Annotated in this window: 15 protein-coding genes; 8 read left to right on the top strand and 7 right to left on the bottom strand. The window is 72.7% G+C overall.

Annotation, left to right across the window (positions count from 1 at the left end):
* The first annotated feature begins 143 nt into the window (after nucleotides 1-143).
* From RF644_RS15775 to RF644_RS15760, 4 genes are all read left to right on the top strand, one after another.
* A complete protein-coding gene (locus tag RF644_RS15775) occupies nucleotides 144-872 on the top strand; it encodes an amino acid ABC transporter ATP-binding protein (protein ID WP_206064071.1) in 729 nt (242 codons plus the stop codon).
* A gap of 53 nt (nucleotides 873-925) precedes the next feature.
* Nucleotides 926-1,780, top strand: a complete 855-nt coding sequence (locus RF644_RS15770; RefSeq protein WP_133411328.1) for a glutamate ABC transporter substrate-binding protein — start codon at nucleotides 926-928, stop codon at nucleotides 1,778-1,780.
* A gap of 134 nt (nucleotides 1,781-1,914) precedes the next feature.
* Nucleotides 1,915-2,601: an amino acid ABC transporter permease gene (locus RF644_RS15765; protein ID WP_035927416.1), complete on the top strand. Its 687-nt coding sequence runs from the start codon at nucleotides 1,915-1,917 to the stop codon at nucleotides 2,599-2,601.
* Nucleotides 2,601-3,473 carry an amino acid ABC transporter permease gene (locus tag RF644_RS15760; protein WP_368797195.1) on the top strand — a complete coding sequence of 291 codons (873 nt, stop codon included), beginning with the start codon at nucleotides 2,601-2,603 and terminating at the stop codon, nucleotides 3,471-3,473. Before RF644_RS15765 ends, RF644_RS15760 begins: the two co-directional genes overlap by 1 nt.
* Before the next feature lie 6 nt (nucleotides 3,474-3,479).
* Here RF644_RS15760 and dapE read toward each other — a convergent pair whose 3' ends face one another.
* Complete coding sequence (gene dapE / locus RF644_RS15755; protein WP_368797194.1) at nucleotides 3,480-4,589, bottom strand: succinyl-diaminopimelate desuccinylase; 1,110 nt, start codon at nucleotides 4,587-4,589, stop codon at nucleotides 3,480-3,482.
* 51 nt (nucleotides 4,590-4,640) lie between these two features.
* Between dapE and dapD the strand changes: the two genes are divergently transcribed.
* The 3 genes from dapD (at nucleotide 4,641) to galE (ending at nucleotide 7,718) form a co-directional block, all read left to right on the top strand.
* A complete protein-coding gene (dapD, locus tag RF644_RS15750; protein ID WP_133411330.1) occupies nucleotides 4,641-5,606 on the top strand; it encodes a 2,3,4,5-tetrahydropyridine-2,6-dicarboxylate N-succinyltransferase in 966 nt (321 codons plus the stop codon).
* Nucleotides 5,607-5,736: 130 nt separating this feature from the next.
* Nucleotides 5,737-6,660, top strand: coding sequence for a hypothetical protein (locus tag RF644_RS15745; protein WP_368797193.1), 924 nt, complete (start codon nucleotides 5,737-5,739; stop codon nucleotides 6,658-6,660).
* A 35-nt stretch (nucleotides 6,661-6,695) separates the two neighbouring features.
* Nucleotides 6,696-7,718: a UDP-glucose 4-epimerase GalE gene (galE, locus tag RF644_RS15740; protein WP_144835974.1), complete on the top strand. Its 1,023-nt coding sequence runs from the start codon at nucleotides 6,696-6,698 to the stop codon at nucleotides 7,716-7,718.
* A gap of 21 nt (nucleotides 7,719-7,739) precedes the next feature.
* Here the strand turns inward: galE and RF644_RS15735 are convergent, their stop codons facing one another.
* The 4 genes from RF644_RS15735 to fdxA all read right to left on the bottom strand — a co-directional run bounded on the left by RF644_RS15735 (nucleotide 7,740) and on the right by fdxA (nucleotide 11,146).
* A complete protein-coding gene (locus RF644_RS15735; protein WP_368797192.1) occupies nucleotides 7,740-8,105 on the bottom strand; it encodes a hypothetical protein in 366 nt (121 codons plus the stop codon).
* 103 nt (nucleotides 8,106-8,208) lie between these two features.
* The gene (locus RF644_RS15730) at nucleotides 8,209-9,507 is read right to left on the bottom strand and encodes a citrate synthase (protein ID WP_368797191.1); all 1,299 of its coding nucleotides are present in this window, start codon (nucleotides 9,505-9,507) and stop codon (nucleotides 8,209-8,211) included.
* A gap of 164 nt (nucleotides 9,508-9,671) precedes the next feature.
* Entirely contained in the window at nucleotides 9,672-10,817 is a 1,146-nt protein-coding gene (dapC, locus tag RF644_RS15725) for a succinyldiaminopimelate transaminase (RefSeq protein ID WP_368797190.1), read from the bottom strand.
* Nucleotides 10,814-11,146, bottom strand: coding sequence for a ferredoxin (gene fdxA, locus RF644_RS15720; protein ID WP_058872613.1), 333 nt, complete (start codon nucleotides 11,144-11,146; stop codon nucleotides 10,814-10,816). Before fdxA ends, dapC begins: the two co-directional genes overlap by 4 nt.
* A 71-nt stretch (nucleotides 11,147-11,217) precedes the next feature.
* On the opposite strand from fdxA, the gene RF644_RS15715 reads away from it, so the two are divergent.
* Nucleotides 11,218-11,508, top strand: coding sequence for a hypothetical protein (locus RF644_RS15715; RefSeq protein ID WP_368797189.1), 291 nt, complete (start codon nucleotides 11,218-11,220; stop codon nucleotides 11,506-11,508).
* A gap of 35 nt (nucleotides 11,509-11,543) precedes the next feature.
* Here RF644_RS15715 and RF644_RS15710 read toward each other — a convergent pair whose 3' ends face one another.
* Both RF644_RS15710 and typA read right to left on the bottom strand, forming a co-directional pair.
* A complete protein-coding gene (locus RF644_RS15710) occupies nucleotides 11,544-12,899 on the bottom strand; it encodes a PIG-L family deacetylase (protein ID WP_368797188.1) in 1,356 nt (451 codons plus the stop codon).
* A 37-nt stretch (nucleotides 12,900-12,936) separates the two neighbouring features.
* Nucleotides 12,937-14,850 carry a translational GTPase TypA gene (gene typA / locus RF644_RS15705; protein ID WP_017833398.1) on the bottom strand — a complete coding sequence of 638 codons (1,914 nt, stop codon included), beginning with the start codon at nucleotides 14,848-14,850 and terminating at the stop codon, nucleotides 12,937-12,939.
* Nucleotides 14,851-14,958: the final 108 nt, after the last annotated feature.

Raw genomic sequence — 14,958 nt, 5'->3', positions numbered from 1 at the left:
TTTCTACGGACGGGTAAGCAATTAACACGATTGCAACGTGTTCGGCATCACGCAGAACGAATCTGGGATATCTTTCCGGTATGTCACACGCCACTCCGCCGGCCGCCGCTCCGGCCTCCTCCGCCGCGGGGACGGCCGAGGCCCTGGTCCGCATGTCGCACGTCAACAAGCACTTCGGGGACCTGCACGTGCTCCGGGACATCAACCTGGAGGTGAAGCGCGGCGAGGTGGTGGTCGTGATCGGCCCCTCCGGCTCCGGCAAGTCCACCCTGTGCCGGGCCATCAACCGGCTCGAGAGCATCGACGACGGCGAGATCCTCATCGACGGGAAGCGGCTGCCCGAGGAGGGCAAGGCCCTCGCGAAGCTGCGCGCCGACGTCGGCATGGTCTTCCAGTCCTTCAACCTCTTCGCCCACAAGTCGGTCCTGCAGAACGTGACCCTGGGGCCCGTCAAGGTGCGGGGCAGGTCGGCGGCCGAGGCGAAGAAGCAGGCCATGGAGCTGCTGACCCGGGTGGGGGTCGACAACCAGGCCGAGAAGCTGCCCGCGCAGCTCTCCGGCGGCCAGCAGCAGCGCGTCGCCATCGCCCGGGCCCTGGCCATGGAGCCGAAGGTGATGCTCTTCGACGAGCCCACCTCCGCGCTGGACCCCGAGATGATCAACGAGGTCCTCGACACCATGGTGGCCCTCGCGAAGCAGGGCATGACGATGATCGTGGTCACCCACGAGATGGGCTTCGCCCGCAAGGCCGCCGACCGCGTGGTGTTCATGGCCGACGGCATGATCGTCGAGGAGAACACCCCCGAGGAGTTCTTCACGAACCCCCGCTCCGAGCGCGCCCAGGACTTCCTCGGCAAGATCCTCGGCCACTGACCGTCCCCCGTCCCTCCGACCCACGCCACCACCTCCACAGCAAGGAGCACACCATGCGCAGCAGCAAGCCCCTCGGACTGGCCGCGATGGCCGCGGCCGCGGCCCTGACCCTCACCGCGTGCGGAGGTGGCGACGACGGCGGGTCCGGTGCGGAAGGCGAGGGCGGCGGCTCGGGCGAGTCCGTGCGGATCGGCATCAAGTTCGACCAGCCGGGCCTCGGCTTCCGCGACGGCAGCGAGTACACCGGCTTCGACGTCGACGTCGCGAAGTACGTCGCCACCGAGCTCGGCTACTCCGAGGACCAGATCGAGTGGGTGGAGTCCCCCTCCGCCAACCGCGAGAACATGCTCGCCAACGACCAGGTGGACATGATCTTCGCGACCTACTCGATCACCGAGGAGCGCGACCAGACCGTGGACTTCGCCGGCCCCTACTTCGTGGCCGGGCAGGACCTGCTGGTGACCGCCGACGAGTCCACGATCGCCGGCCCGGAGGACCTCGAGGGCAAGAACCTGTGCTCGGTGACGGGCTCCACCTCGGCCGCGAACATCCAGGAGGAGGTACCCGGGGTGAACCTCGTCGAGCAGCCCGGCTACGCCGACTGCCTCACGGCGCTCGAGTCCGGCCAGGTGAACGCCGTGACCACCGACGACATCATCCTCGCGGGCCTCGCCTCGACCGACGCCAACCAGGGCAAGTTCAAGGTGGTCGGCAACACCTTCTCCGAGGAGCGCTACGGCGTGGGCCTGCCCGACGGCTCCGACCAGTGCGAGGCGGTCAACGAGGCCATCACCAAGATGATCGACGAGGGCGCCTGGGAGGAGGCCGTCACGGCCAACACCGAGGGCGCCGACTACACCTACAACGCCGAGCTCAACCCGCCGGAGCCCGAGCCCTGCGGCGAGTGACCCCGGACGCGTGAGCGCCCCGTGGCCGGCCGGCGACCGGCCGGCCACGGGACCGCGAGCGCGCAGCACGCCGACCGATCCGCGACGAAGGGGCCTTCCGTGACCCAGGACCTGCCCGCTCCCCGGGAGCTCCCGTGAACGACTACCTGACCGACTTCGCCAGTCTGTTCGCCCAGTACGACGTGCCGGGCGCGTTCTGGGTCAACCTGCAGCTGACCTTCTGGGCCGCGATCGGCTCGGCGGTCCTCGGCGCCCTGGTCGCCCTGATGCGCATCTCCCCCATCGCGTCCCTGCGGCTGCTGGGCACCACGTACGTGAACCTGTTCCGCAACACGCCGCTGACGATCATCCTCGTGTTCCTGGTCCTGGGCGTGTGGAGCCAGCTCGGCATCAACCTCTCCTCGGACTTCAACCGGAACTTCTTCCTCTACGCCGTGATCGGCCTGAGCCTCTACCACGCGGCCTTCGTCTGCGAGGCCATCCGTTCCGGCGTCAACACGGTGCCGGCCGGGCAGGCCGAGGCGGCCCGGGCCATCGGGCTGAGCTTCCTGCCCGCGGCCCGGCTGATCGTCTTCCCGCAGGCGCTGCGCGGGGCGATCACCCCGCTCGGCAACACCCTGATCGCCCTGACGAAGAACACGACGGTGGCCGCGGCCGCGTCGGTCACCGAGATCTCCTCCCTCATGAAGACCATGATCGAGTTCCGCCCGGACGTGATCATCGCGATCTTCCTGGTGGTGGCGCTCGGCTTCGTCCTCATCGTCGTCCCGGTGGGCCTGCTGACCACCTGGGCCTCCCGGAAGCTGGCGGTGAAGCGCTGATGGCCAAGACCCAGAACGTCCTCTTCGACGTGCAGGGGCCGCGTGCCCGCCGGCTCACGCTGCTCTTCAACGTGGCGGGAGTGCTGCTGATCGCCGCGCTCGCCTGGGTGGTGCTCAGCGCGCTCGCCGAGCAGGGCCAGCTCGACGCCGACCGGTGGACCCCGCTGCTCACCGCCCGCGCCTGGGAGAACTTCCTGCTCCCGGGGCTGTGGGAGACCCTGCGGGCCGCGCTGCTGGCGGTGGCCCTCTCGATCGCCTTCGGCCTGGTCTTCGGTCTCGGCCGGCTGTCCCAGCTGGCCCCGGTACGCTTCGTCTGCACCGTGGTGGTCGAGTTCTTCCGGGCCGTGCCCGTGCTGGTGATGATGATCTTCTTCTACCTGGGCATCGGCCGCGCCGGCCTGGTGGAGCCCGCCAACGTGCCGTTCTGGGCCGTGGTGCTGGGCCTGATGTTCTACAACGGGTCGGTCATCGCCGAGCTCATCCGCTCCGGCGTGCACCAGCTGCCCAAGGGCCAGCGCGAGGCGGGCCTGGTCATCGGGCTCACGCCCTCCCGGTCCCTGCGGATGATCGAGCTCCCCCAGGCCCTCACCGCGATGCTGCCCTCGATGGTCAGCCAGTTCGTGGTGATCCTCAAGGACACCGCGCTGGGCTACATCATCACCTACCCGGAGCTGCTCGCGAGCGCCCGGCGCCTGGGCTCCGGGGACGGCAACATCCTGCAGACGCTGTTCGTGGTGGCGCTGGTCTTCGTGCTCATCAACTACCTGCTGACGCTGCTGGCCGCGTGGCTGTCGCGGTTCCTCAGCTTCCGCACCGCGGGCCGGACCAAGCCGGCCGAGGGGCCCATGGCCGCCGAGGAGACGACCGTCTGACGCCGCTCAGGCCGTGAGCCACGCGGCCAGGGCCCGGCAGCACTCCCGGACCGCGTCGGCGCTCACGTGCTCGTCGTCCGTGTGGGCCAGCAGGGCGTCGCCGGGGCCGAAGTTCACGGCGGGCACGCCCATCTGCGAGAAGCGGGCCACGTCCGTCCAGCCGTACTTGGGCTTGGGCTCCTGGCCCACCGCGGCCACGAACGCGGCGGCCGCGGGACGGTCCAGGCCGGGGCGCGCCGCCGGGGAGAGGTCCGTGAGCTCGATCTCGTAGCCGGCGAACACCTCCCGCACGTGCGCCACGGCGTCCTCGGGGCTCTTGTCCGGGGCGAAGCGGTAGTTGATCTCCACGTGGGCGGTGTCCGGGACCACGTTGCCGGCCACGCCGCCGCCGATCCGGATCGCGTTGAGCCCCTCGCGGTACTCGAGCCCCTCCACCGCCACGGTCCGCGGCTCGTAGGCCGCCAGACGGGCGAGGACGTCGGCCTGCTTGTGGATCGCGTTCTCCCCGATCCAGGACCGCCCCGAGTGGGCGGCACGGCCGGTGGTGGTGATGCGGAAGCGCATCGTGCCGTTGCACCCGCCCTCCACGGTCCCGTCGGTGGGCTCGAGCAGCACCGCGAAGTCCGCCTCGAGCAGCTCGGGGGCGTGGCGCTGGAGCCGGCCCAGCCCGCTCGCGTCGGCGTCGACCTCCTCGTGGTCGTAGAAGACGTAGGTGACGTCCCGGTTCGGCGCCGTCAGGGCCGCGGCCAGGACGAGCTGGACGGCCACGCCGCCCTTCATGTCGGTGGCGCCCCGGCCGTAGAGCACCCGGTCGCCGTCGGCCCCCGTCCACGTGGCGGGCACGGTCCCCCGGGCGCCGGGCGCGGTCGGCAGGGGCACGGTGTCGAGGTGGCCGGCGAGCACCACCCGCTCGGCGCGGCCGAGGTCGGTGCGCGCCACCACGGCGTCCCCGTCCCGGTGCACGGTGAGGTGCGGGAGCCGGCGCAGCGCGGCCTCGACGGCGTCGGCGAGGGGGCCCTCCGAGCCCGAGACGGACGCGATGTCGATGAGGGCGGCCGTCAGGTCGGCGGGGTCCGCGGCGAGGTCCAGCTCCGGTGCGATCATGGCTGCCAGCATAACGGGGCGGCCGCCGCCGCCCGTCGGCCCCGCCCCGGCGCCCCCCGTAGGATGGAGGCCATGACTTCTTCCACCTCTCGTCCCGCCTCCGGACTCGGCCTGGCCACCGTCGTGGCCTCGGGCCCCAAGGAGGGCACCGTCCTCGACGTCTGGTACCCCACCCCGTCCCTCTCCGACGCGGTCGACACCTCCCTCGACGCGGACCTGCGGCTCGCGGCCACCGCCGACCCCGACCGCAACGTCCGCAGCGAGATCGTCGAGACCTCGATCGACCTCGACGCCGCGCCCGCCGACGCCGCGGACGCCTACCTGCGCCTGCACCTGCTCTCCCACCGCCTCGTGCGCCCCAACACCCTGAACCTCGACGGCGTGTTCGGCCTGCTCGCCAACGTGGCCTGGACGGACCGCGGGCCCGTGCTCGCCGAGGAGCTGACCTTCGCGCTGCTCCGGATGAAGGCCTCCGGCGGGCACGTGACCGTGCACAGCGTGGACAAGTTCCCGCGGATGGTGGACTACGTGGTCCCCGCGGGCGTGCGGATCGGCGACGCCAGCCGGATCCGGCTCGGCGCCCACCTCGCCGAGGGCACCACGGTGATGCACGAGGGCTTCGTCAACTTCAATGCCGGCACCCTGGGGCAGTCCATGGTCGAGGGCAGGATCAGCGCCGGCGTGGTCGTGGGCGACGCCACGGACGTGGGCGGCGGCGCCTCCATCATGGGCACCCTCTCCGGCGGCGGCAAGGAGCGGATCACCGTGGGCGAGCGCGTGCTGCTCGGCGCCAACTCCGGTGTCGGCATCTCCCTCGGAGACGACTGCGTGGTCGAGGCCGGCCTCTACGTCACCGCCGGCACCCGGGTGAGCGTGCACTCCGACGGCGAGCGGTCCACGGCCAAGGCCTCGGAGCTCTCGGGCCTGTCCAACCTGCTGTTCCGCCGCAACTCCCTCACCGGCGCCGTCGAGGTGCTGCCCCGCGCCGGCGGGACCGTGGAGCTCAACGCGGCGCTGCACGCCAACTGAGCGCGGCGGGCCCCGAGCCGCCCGCCCGACGCCGCGCAGGACGGGTCCGCCCCGCCCTGCGCGGCGTCGCCCGTCCGCCACCCGCTTCCCCCTCTTCCCCGCCCGTCCTCCCGTCCGCCCAGGAGCGCCCGTGTCCTCCCCCGTCCCCGGCCGCCGCAGCACGTCGCTGCGGCTGCCGCTGTTCGTGCTCCTTCTCGTCGGCGCCGTGCTCGCGGCGGGGGTCCTCGTGGCCGTCGAGCTGCGCGCGGGCCGGCCCTCGGCCGGGGAGCCCCGGTGCGTGGTCGCGAGCACGGACGGGGACGGGCAGCGGCAGCGGCACGCCCTGTCCGCGGAGCAGTCCGCCAACGCCGCCCTGATCACCGCGGAGTCCGTGGCGCGCGGCACCGACCCGTACGCGGCGGTCGTGGCCCTGGCGACCGCGATGCAGGAGTCGCAGCTCGTCAACATCGACTACGGGGACCGGGACTCCGTGGGGCTGTTCCAGCAGCGCCCGTCCCAGGGCTGGGGCACGGTCGAGCAGATCATGGACCCGGCCCACGCCACGGCCGCCTTCTACGACGGCCTCGCCGAGCTCGACTACCGGACGATGTCCGTCACCGACGCCGCCCAGGCGGTCCAGCGCTCCGCGCACCCCGAGGCGTACGCGCGGCACGAGGGCCTCGCCCGGGCCTTCGCCGGCAGCCTGACCGGGGCCACGGAGGGCTCGCTCAACTGCGTGCTCCACGACCCCGAGCGCCCCGGGGACCCGCGCCGGGCGGCCGAGGCCCTCCACGACGCGTTCCGCACGGCGGTGCCGGCCCCGCGCACGGACGGCGACCGGGTGGTCGTGCCGGCGCCCGGGGAGCCGGCGGGCTGGGCGGCGGCGCACTGGGCGGTCGCGCGGGCGGAGGCCCTGGGCGTCGCCGAGGTGTCCTTCGACGGGCGCAGCTGGGTCCGGGCGGACCAGCGCACCGCCCGCTTCGCGCCCGCCCCGGGATGGGTGGACGCCGCCGAGGCGCACCCGGAGGGCGCTCCCCCGCCCGACGACGTCGTGGTGGTCCTCGCGAGCCGCTGACGGGACCGCCGCGGCCCGGCCGATACGCTGGGGCCATGAAGATTCTCGTCACCGGGGGAACCGGCTACATCGGCTCGCACACCGTCCTCGCCCTGCTGGGGGCCGGGCACGACGTCGTCGTGATGGACAACCTCGCGAACTCCTCGCGGACCTCGCTGGAGCGGGTCGAGGAGCTCGCGGGACGCTCCGTCGAGGCGTTCGCGGAGGTCGACCTCCTCGACCCCGCGGGACTCGACGCCCTGTTCGCGGAGCACCGCCCGGAGGCCGTGATCCACTTCGCCGGGCTCAAGGCCGTCGGCGAGTCGGCCGAGCTGCCCCTGTGGTACTACCGCACCAACGTGGCCGGCACCCTCAACCTGCTGGACGCCATGGGGGCCCACGGCTGCCGGTCCATCGTGTTCTCCTCCTCGGCCACGGTCTACGGCGCCCCCGAGGAGATGCCGCTGACCGAGAAGCAGCCCATGGACGCGCAGAACCCGTACGGGCGGACCAAGGAGCACATCGAGGACATGCTCGTGGACCTCGCCGCGTCGGACCCGTCCTGGAACGTGGCCCTGCTGCGCTACTTCAACCCGGTGGGCGCCCACGAGTCCGGCCGGATCGGCGAGGACCCCTCGGGCGTGCCGAACAACCTGCTGCCGTTCATCGCCCAGGTGGCCGTGGGCCGGCGCGAGAAGCTGAAGGTCTACGGCGCCGACTACCCGACCGCCGACGGGACGGGCGTGCGCGACTACATCCACGTGGTGGACCTCGCCGACGGGCACCTCAGGGCCCTGGACCACATCACCGAGCACGGCGGGGTGCGCACCTGGAACCTGGGCACCGGCAAGGGCTACTCGGTGCTCGAGGTGCACGCCGCCTTCGAGCGGGCCTCCGGACGCAGCATCCCCTATGAGATCACGGACCGGCGGCCCGGCGACGCCGCGGTGTCCTACGCCGATCCGTCGACGGCCCTGGCCGAGCTGGGCTGGTCCGCCGACCGGGACCTCGACACGATGTGCCGGGACCACTGGAACTGGCAGCGGAGCAACCCCGAGGGCTACGCCGCGGGCGCCTGAGCGCCGGTCCGGCCCCGGAGCTCACCAGCCCCGGGGCCGGACCACGTTGGGCGGGGCGTCGGCGAACAGGGCGGCCACCCGCCGCTCGTCGTGGCCGGCGATGCCCGTGCCCACCCGGGTGAGCCAGAACGTCAGCTCGGGGTGCTCCCGGGCGAAGGCCACGAACGCCGCCGCCTCCCGCTCGAGCTCCGGGAGCCCGCTCATGCTGTCGATCGCGTACGAGCGTCCCTGCAGGCCGTGCCCCCGGCCCGGGACGGCGCCGAAGCGCTCGACGGCCGTGCGCGCCGCGCCCGCGAGGTGGGCGCCCCGGGCGTTGGAGCCGAAGACGAAGACGTCGTCCGGGCCGAGCTCGGTGATCCGCTCCGGGGTGTGCCGCTGCTCGCTCATGCGACCACGCTACCGGGGCGGGGGCCGGCGCGGAACGGCGGACGCCGGGCCCGCGCCCCGCGACGAAGGGGACGGGCCCGGCGTCCGCCGGTGCCGGGACTGCTCAGCGCTGCGGGTAGTGCCGCTCGCCCTCGCCCACGTAGAGCTGTCGCGGGCGGCCGATCTTGGTCTCCGGGTCCTCGATCATCTCGCGCCACTGGGCGATCCAGCCGGGCAGCCGGCCGATCGCGAAGAGGACGGTGAACATCTTCTCGGGGAAGCCCATCGCCTTGTAGATGAGGCCCGTGTAGAAGTCGACGTTCGGGTAGAGCTTGCGCTCCACGAAGTAGTCGTCGGCGAGGGCCTTCTCCTCGAGCCGCATGGCGATGTCGAGCTGCTGGTCGTTGCCGCCCAGCTTCTCGAGGATCTCGTGGGCGTAGTCCTTGACGATGCGGGCCCGGGGGTCGTAGTTCTTGTAGACCCGGTGGCCGAAGCCCATGAGCCGGGCGCCGGACTCCTTGTTCTTGACCTGCTCCATGAAGTCCTCGGGCGTGACGCCCTGCGTCTCGATCCGGTTGAGCATCGCGAGCACGGCCTCGTTGGCGCCGCCGTGCAGCGGGCCGTAGAGGGCGTTGATGCCCGCGGAGACCGAGGCGAACATGTTGGCGTGGGAGGAGCCCACGAGCCGGACGGTGGAGGTGGAGCAGTTCTGCTCGTGGTCCGCGTGCAGCATCAGCAGCACGTCCAGGGCCTTCGCCATGGCCGGGTCGATCTCGTAGTCCTCGGCGGGCACGCCGAAGCACATGCGCAGGAAGTTCTCCGTGTAGCTGAGGTCGTTCTGCGGGTAGAGCATCGGCTCGCCCTTGGACTTCTTGTACGCGTAGGCGGCCAGGGTGGGCACCTTCGCGAGCAGCCGGATGGTGGAGATCTCCACCTGCTCCTGGTCGAACGGGTCGAGGGAGTCCCCGTAGAACGTGGACAGCGCCGAGACGGCCGAGGACAGCACGGGCATCGGGTGGGCGTTGCGCGGGAACCCGTTGAAGAAGCTCTTGAGGTCCTCGTGGACCATGGTGTGCCGGCGGATCCGGGTGTCGAAGTCCTCGAGCTCGGACGGCGAGGGCAGCTCGCCGTAGATGAGCAGGTAGGCGGTCTCGATGAAGCTGGAGTGCTGGGCGAGCTCCTCGATCGGGTATCCCCGGTACCGGAGGATGCCGTTGTTGCCGTCGATGTAGGTGATGGCGGAGCGCGCGTTCGCCGTGTTCATGAACCCGGGGTCGAAGGCGACGTTGCCGGTCTCCTTGAGCATGTTCGTGATCGCGTAGCCGCGGTTGCCCTCGGTGGCGTCCTGGAGGGGCAGCTCGAGGGGGCTTCCGTTCCCGTAGTCGAGCCGGGCCGTCCCGGTCTTCTGTGCAGACTCAGTCATGTTCGTCCTCCGCGAGTGGATGTCGGTGTCCGGTGCCCGTGGTCGCCGCGCCGGGCGCCACCGTCGGCGCAGCACGGCCGTGTCCCGGGACACAGCGATCGTCAGGGTCCAACCTACCTGCTCCGTCCGCGCCGCGACCAATCCCGGCGCCGCCGGGGACCGTGTCAGGCGCGGCCGAGCCGCTCCGCGGCGGCGTCGATGCGCTCGTCGGCGGCGGTCAGGGCCAGGCGCACGTACCCCTCGCCGGCCGTGCCGTAGAACACCCCGGGGCCCACCACGACGCCCCGCTCCGCGAAGCGCTGCACCGTGGTCCAGGTGTCCTCCCCCGCCGTGCACCACAGGTAGAGCCCGGCCTCGGAGTGCTCGACCCGCAGCCCGAAGGCCTCGGCCGCGGGGACGAGCCGCTCGCGGCGGGACCGGTAGAGCGCCTTCTGGGCGGTGACGTGGGCGTCGTCGCCCAGGGCGGCCCGCATGGCCTCCTGGATCGGGGCGGGCACGATCATCCCGGCGTGCTTGCGGGAGTTGACGAGGCTCGCCATGAGCCGGGGGTCGCCGGCGAGGAACGCGGCCCGGTAGCCGGCGGCGTTGGACTGCTTCGACAGGGAGTACGCGGACAGCAGCAGGGAGTGGTCCCCGCCGCTGACCCGGGGGTCGAGCACCGACGGGACCGGGGCGCCGCCCTGCTGGACGTCCCAGGCGCCCCAGCCGAGCTCGGCGTAGCACTCGTCGGAGGCGACCACGGCCCCGAGGGCGCGGGCCTGGTCGACCACCCGCCGCAGCGACGCCGCGTCCCGGACGATGCCGGTGGGGTTGGCGGGCGAGTTCAGCCACACCATGCGCACGCGGGAGCGCACGTCGTCGTCGAGCTCGTCGAGGTCGTCCGCGGCCACGGCCTCGGCGCCCGCCAGCTGGGCCCCGATGTCGTAGGTCGGGTAGGCGACCGTGGGCCGCACGACGACGTCGCCGGGGCGCAGGCCGAGCAGCAGCGGCAGCCAGGCGACCAGCTCCTTGGAGCCGACCGTGGGCATGACCGCGGCGGGGTCCAGACCGGTCACGCCGCGGCGCCGCGCGTACCAGGCGACGACGGCCTCGCGCAGGGCGGGGGTGCCGTGGGTGGTCGGGTAGCCGTGGGCGTCGGCGGCGGCGGCCAGCGCGTCCTGGACGACCAGGGGCGTGGGGTCCACGGGCGTGCCGATGGACAGGTCCACGACCCCGCCGGGGTGCTCCGCGGCGACGGCGCGGTACGGCGCCATCGTGTCCCACGGGTAGTCGGGCAGGGCGAGGCCGAAGGACCGGTCCCCCTGCGTCACAGGGCGACGTCCTGGTTCTGCGGCGGCAGCGCCGCGATCATGGGGTGGTCCGTGTGCGTGTTGCCGAGCTTCGCGGCGCCGCCGGGCGAGCCGAGGTCGTCGAAGAACTCGACGTTCGCCTTGTAGTAGTCGGCCCACTCGTCGGGGGTGTCGTCCTCGTAGTAGATGGCCTCGACGGGGCACACCGGTTCGCACGCACCGCAGTCCACGCACTCGTCGGGGTGGATGTAGAGCGAGCGCTCCCCCTCGTAGATGCAGTCGACGGGGCACTCCTCGACGCAGGCCTTGTCCTTCACGTCGACACAGGGCTGGGCGATGACGTAGGTCACGGCGGTTCGAACCTTTCTCCTGGGTTTGCTCCGACCAGTCTAGCCACGGCGCCCTGGCTAGGATGACAGCCATGGAGCATCCGACATCCGGCTCAACATCGCCGTCCGGGACGTCATCTTCGGCGCTGGGCCTGCTCACCGGTCTGCCCGCTGGTACGCGCGTGAGCGTGCGCTACGCCCTGCCCGCCGACGACGCCTCCGGGCTGCCGCTCACCGACGCCCTGGGCGAGCTGCTGGCCGCGGACGAGGAGTCCGTCACGGTGCGGACCCGCCGGGGGGACGTGCTGATCGGCGCCGGCGGGATCCGGGCCGCCCGGGTGGTCCCGCCCGCGCCGCCGCGGCGCCGGCCCCAAGGGGCCTGAGCACCGGGCACTGCGGCAGTCGGGCGCCGCGGGGCTCAGCCCGCGCCGGTCCTGCGCCGCCGGGCGCGCAGCCACCGGGCCGTGACGAGCACGGCCAGCAGGGTCGTCACGAAGACGAGCCCGAACCAGGCCAGGCCCAGGATCCCCACGGGCGTGCCGGGGTCCGTCACGACGATCACGGAGCCGTCCCCGCCGTAGGCGAACAGCCAGGAGACGAGGTAGCCGGTCAGCCCCGGCACGGCGGCGGCCCACACGCGGCGGGTCGCGGTGCCGACCCACAGGGACACGCTGAGCAGCAGGGCGGTCGCGAAGAGCAGGCCCCACGGGAGCCACCACCCGGCGGGCGCGTACCAGACGGCGCTGTGCAGGACCGTGGCCACGGACGCCGCCACGGCCCCGGCCGCGACGGACGTCACGAGGGCCGAGAGCACGGAGGCCCGGGCGCGACCGGGCGTCTCCTCCTCCGCGGCGACCGCGTCCGGGTCCCCGGCGAGCAGCCGGTAGGTCTCGAGGGCGCTGAAGGGCTGCCACACCCCGTTCGAGAGGGCGAAGCGCGAGCCGTCCCCGGAGAGCACCAGCTGGGTGGCGTGGGCGGCCATGGCGTCCCGCTTGCGCCCGGCGGAGCCGTGCACCGCGGCCTGCGGCCGCGGGTCCTCGGACCGCGCCTCGCCCTCGACGGCCCACACGAGGGGGGTGCGCCAGGGGTCGACGGGCTCCCCGTCGGCGTCCGCGCCCGGACGGGCGGCGAGCTCGGCGCCGCGCACCGCGACGGCGGAGGTGCGGACGTGGTCGGGGTGGCCGTAGCCGCCGTCGTCGTCGTAGGTGACGAGCACGTGCGGGCGCACGGCCCGGACCGCGGCGGCGACGTGGGCGGCGGCCTCGTCGGCCGCGGCCGCGGTGAGGCTGTGCGGCGAGGAGTCCTCGGCGGGGGCGGCCCGCCCGTCCGGGCCCCAGGACATGCCGGAGTCGTGGTAGTGGCCCGTGCCGCCGGCGAAGCCCACGGCGGGGTCGAGGGCGGGGGGCTCCCCCGCGAAGAAGCGCTCGGCCACGCCCAGGCGGGCCGCGGCGTCGTCGAGCTCGCCGACCCGGTGGCGGCCCAGGGCCGTGCCGTCGTCGGTGCACCCCGGCCGGCCGACCTCGAGGGCGTGCAGCGGCTCGGGGATGACCTCGCCGCGCTCGCCGCGGGTCATGGTGAGCAGCACGACCCGCGCGCCGAGCTCCGCGTAGCGGCCCATGGTGGCGCCGGTGGCGATGGACTCGTCGTCGGGGTGGGCGTGCACGAACAGGAGCCGGGCGTCCTCCGGGCGCAGGCCCGGGGGCAGCAGCCCCGGCAGGGCGTCCTCGCGCACGAGGACGCCCTGCTCGGGGTAGTACGGGACGGGCTGGGTCACGGCCGGGCCTGCTGCGCGGTGCTGCTGCGGTCCGGGGTCAGGCGCGGGCCCGGGCCCGGTGCGCCTTCATCCGCTCGTTGGCGTCGAGGATCACCTTGCGGATGCGGATGGCGTCCGGGGTGACCTCCACGCACTCGTCCTCGCGGGCGAACTCGAGGGACTCCTCGAGGGTCAGCTTGCGCGGGGGCGTGAGGTTCTCGAAGGTGTCGGAGGAGGCCGCACGCATGTTGGTGAGCTTCTTCTCCTTCGTGATGTTCACGTCCATGTCGTCGGCACGGGAGTTCTCGCCCACGATCATGCCCTGGTAGACCTCGGAGGTGGGCTCCACGAAGAAGGACCCGCGCTCCTGCAGGTTGATCATGGCGAACGGGGTGACCACGCCGGCGCGGTCGGCGATCATCGAGCCGTTGGTGCGGTACTCGATGTCCCCGGCCCACGGCTCGTAGCCGTCGGCGTAGGAGGACGCGATGCCGGCGCCGCGGGTCTCGGTGAGGAACCGGGTGCGGAAGCCGATCAGCCCGCGGGCGGGGACCTTGAACTCCATCCGCACCCAGCCGGTGCCGTGGTTGGCCATGGCCTCCATGCGGCCCTTGCGCCCGGCCATCAGCTGGGTCACGGCGCCGAGGAACTCGTCGGGGACGTCGATCGTCATGTGCTCGTAGGGCTCGTGCACCTTGCCGTCGACGGTCTTGGTCACGACCTGGGGCTTGCCCGCGGTCAGCTCGAAGCCCTCGCGGCGCATCTGCTCCACCAGGATCGCCAGGGCCAGCTCGCCGCGGCCCTGGACCTCCCAGGCGTCGGGACGCTGGGTGGGGAGCACCTTGAGCGAGACGTTGCCGACGAGCTCCTTGTCGAGGCGGTCCTTGACCTGGCGGGCCGTGACCTTGGTGCCCTTGGTGCGGCCGGCCAGCGGGGAGGTGTTGATGCCGATGGTCATGGAGATCGCGGGGTCGTCCACCGTGATCAGGGGCAGCGGCTGCGGGTTCTCCGGGTCGGTGAGGGTCTCGCCGATGGTGATGTCCTCGATCCCGGCCACGGCCACGATCTCGCCGGGGCCGGCGGAGTCGGCCGGGACGCGGTCCAGGCCCTTGGTGGCCAGCAGCTCGGAGATCCGCACGTTCTTGAGCTCGCCGTTGGCGCGCGCCCAGGCCACGGTCTGGCCCTTCTTGAGGGTGCCGTTGAAGATGCGCAGCAGGGCGAGACGGCCCAGGAACGGGGAGGCGTCCAGGTTGGTCACGTGCGCCTGGAGCACGCCCTCGGGGTCGTAGGAGGGCGCGGGGACGTGCTTGATGATGGTCGCGAACAGCGGCTCGAGGTCCTCGTTGTCCGGCAGGCCGCCGTTCTCGGGCTGCGTCAGGGAGGCCCGGCCGTCACGGCCCGCGGCGTAGACCACGGGCACGTCCAGGACGGCGTCCAGGTCCAGGTCCGGCTCGTCCTCGGAGATGTCCGAGGCCAGGCCCAGCAGCAGGTCCATGGACTCGTGCACGACCTCCTCGATCCGGGCGTCCGGGCGGTCGACCTTGTTGACCACGAGGATCACGGGCAGCTTGGCCTCGAGGGCCTTGCGCAGCACGAAGCGGGTCTGCGGCAGCGGGCCCTCGGAGGCGTCCACGAGCAGCACGACGCCGTCGACCATGGACAGGCCGCGCTCGACCTCGCCGCCGAAGTCGGCGTGGCCGGGGGTGTCGATGACGTTGATGGTGATGGTCTCCCCCTCGGCGGAGGGACCGTCGTAGAACACCGTGGTGTTCTTGGCGAGGATCGTGATCCCCTTCTCGCGCTCCAGGTCACCGGAGTCCATCACGCGCTCCTCGACCTCACCGTGGGCGGAGAACGCGTGCGTCTGCTGGAGCATCGCGTCCACGATGGTGGTCTTGCCGTGGTCGACGTGGGCCACGATGGCCACGTTGCGGAGGTCGGCGCGCTGGGCGGTGGTGGAGGTGACAGGCATACGCGTGGGTCTCTCTTCGGGTGGAGATGCGGGGGGAGGTGCAGCCCTCCCGATGGGTGCGGCCGGGGCGCCGCCGCGCACCCGGAGGGACCCGGGCGGGAGCGCCCG

The organism is Kocuria sp. CPCC 205258 (assembly GCF_040981005.1).
GTDB lineage: Bacteria > Actinomycetota > Actinomycetes > Actinomycetales > Micrococcaceae > Kocuria > Kocuria rosea.
The sequence above is the reverse complement of the archived record's forward strand: the minus strand, read 5'-3'. Positions and strand labels throughout refer to the sequence as shown.